The sequence below is a fragment of the Rhodococcus aetherivorans genome (genome assembly GCF_011058165.1).
Classification (GTDB): Bacteria; Actinomycetota; Actinomycetes; order Mycobacteriales; family Mycobacteriaceae; genus Rhodococcus; species Rhodococcus aetherivorans.
The window spans coordinates 1-2,508 of record NZ_JAALEG010000184.1 but is presented as its reverse complement, the minus strand read 5'-3'; the positions used below and the strand labels follow the sequence as shown (position 1 = coordinate 2,508).

General features: G+C 75.5%; 1 protein-coding gene. It reads right to left on the bottom strand.

Translation table 11 applies throughout. From position 1 onward, the window contains the following. A partial coding sequence (locus tag G6039_RS30025) for a condensation domain-containing protein (RefSeq protein ID WP_338148593.1) occupies nt 1–2,476 on the bottom strand: 2,476 nt, incomplete at its 3' end. Nucleotides 2,477–2,508: the final 32 nt, after the last annotated feature.

Sequence of the window (2,508 nt, the reverse complement as noted above, 5' to 3'; positions counted from 1 at the left end):
CCGTCGGCCCGTACAGGTTCAGCATCGTCCGCCCCCCGGCGAACCGCTCGACCAACTCGGCTCCGACCGCCTCCCCGGCCACCGCCAGCACCTCGACCGACGTCAATGCCGCCGGCTCCAGCGTCGACAACGCGGCGGGGGTGACGACGAGGTGGCTGACCTGGGCCGCGCGAAGCCGGTCGGCGAGTTCGGCGCCGCCGACCACCGTGGGCGGTACGACCACGAGCCGCGCGCCGACCGCGAACGCGGCGAGCTGTTCGAACACCGCGGCGTCGAAGCTCGGCGAGGCGATGTGCGCGATCCGGGCCTGCGCGGTCAGCGCCAGGGTTTCCCGCTGCGCGGCGACGAGGTTGCCCAGTCCGCGGTGGGTGACGGCGACCGCCTTCGGGGTGCCGGTCGAGCCGGACGTGTAGATCAGGTAGGCGGGATCGTCCACGTGCACGGCCGCGGCGCGCGGCCGCTGCGGGACGAGTGCGAGACGCGTGTCGGCGTCCGGGCCGTCGAGCACCAGCCACCCGACCGAGCCGGGCAGGCGGTCGTGGTGCGCGGTCACGGTGACGCCCAGGACGGCCCCGGAATCGGCGAGCATGTACTCGATCCGTTCCTGCGGGTGCCGCGGGTCGACGGGCACGAACGCCGCTCCGGTCCGTGCGACCGCCCAGACCGCGAGCACCGATTCGAACGATCGGGTCAGTGCCAGGGCGACGAGGGTGCCGGGACCGGCGCCGCGCGCGGTGAGCGCGTCGGCGAGCAGCGCCGCGCGGGCGTCGAGCTCGCGATAGGTGACCTGCCGGTCGTCGGTGACCACGGCGACGGCGTCGGGTCGCGCGGCCGCGGCGGCGTGCAGCAGCTCGGGCAGGGTCACCGGGGTGACGGGCTGCGGGCCCGCGCTGGTGCGCAGGTCGTCGGCCTCCTGCGCGTCGAGCAGGTCGACGTCGCCGATCGCGGCGTGCGGGTTCTCGGCGACCGCCGTCAGCAGCCGGCCGAAGCGGGCGGCGAGGGTCCGCGCGGTGCCGTCGTCGAACAGGTCGGTGGCGTAACCGAGCGTCACCTCGAGACCGGCGGGTTCGCCGTCGGCGGTCGTGCGTTCGCGCAGTGTCAGGCTCAGGTCGAAGGGTGAGGCCTCGTGGGCGACGTCCTGCAGCTCGATGCGCAGGCCCGCGACCTCGAGCTCCGGCTCCTCGAAGTTCGCCAGCGCGAGCGAGACCTGGAACAGCGGGTGGTGCGCGGTGGACCGGGCCGGGCGCACCGCCTCGACCACCTGATCGAACGGCAGGTCGGCGTGGGCGAACGCGGCCAGGTCGGCCTCGCGCACCTGCGCCACCAGGTCGGCGAAGGCGACGTCCGGCCGCACCGGGGTGCGCAGGACCACGGTGTTGACGAACATCCCGACCAGGTCGTCGAGTTCGGCGGCGCCGCGGCCGGCCACCGCGGTGCCCACCGCGATGTCGTCGCCGGCGCCGAGGCGGGACAGCAGCGCCGCGAGCGCGGCGTGCAGGGTCATGAACATCGTGGCGTGTTCGGTGGCGGCGACGGCCCGCAGCCGGGCGTGCACGTCGGCGTCGACGGCGAGGTCCACGTCGGCGCTCGCCATGGACTGCACGGCCGGGCGCGGCCGGTCGGTGGGCAGGGTGATGCGGTCCGGGAGCCCGGCGAGGGTCTCCACCCAGAATTCGCGCTGTTGCGCGGCCGTCGATTGCGGATCGGTCTCGTCGCCGAGGATGTCGCGCTGCCACAGCGTGTAGTCGGCGTACTGCACCGGCAGCGGCGCCCACGCCGGGGCCGCACCCGCGGTGCGGGCGGCGTACGCGGCGATCAGGTCCCGGGCCAGCGGCGCCACCGACACCCCGTCCGCGGCAATGTGGTGCAGCACCAGCACCAGCACGTGCTCCTCCGCGCCCAGACGCAGCACCCGGGCCCGCACCGGCAGGTCCACGGTCAGGTCGAAGCCGGCCCCGGCGAAGCCCGCCACGGCGGCATACACGTCGGCAGGTGCCTCGGTGAGGTCGAGGGGGACGCCGGCGTCGACGGCCACCTGGTGCGGGCCTTCCGCGTCGGCGGGGAACACGGTGCGCAGGCTCTCGTGCCGGTCGGTCACGTCCCGCCATGCCGTGGTCAGGGCCGCGGCGTCGAGGGGCCCGGACAGGCGCAGCGCCACCGGGATGTTGTACGCCGCGGAGGTGGGGTCGAGCTGGTTGAGCACCCACATGCGCTGCTGCGCCGGGCCGAGGGGCACGCGGGCCGGCCGGGGCCGGGCCGTGAGGGCGATCCGCGGGGCGGGACGCTCGAGCAGCCGCACGGCGAGCCCCGCGGGGGTGGGCGCCTCGAACAGGTCGCGCACCGCCAGGGCGGAGCCCGCGGAGTTCAGGCGGGCGACGACGCGGGTGGCGTCGAGGGAGTTGCCGCCCAGGTCGAAGAACGAATCGTCGATCCCGACCTGCGCGAGGCCGAGCACCTGCGCGAACGCGGCGACCACCGCCTCCTCCGTCGGTGTGCGCGGTGCGCGCC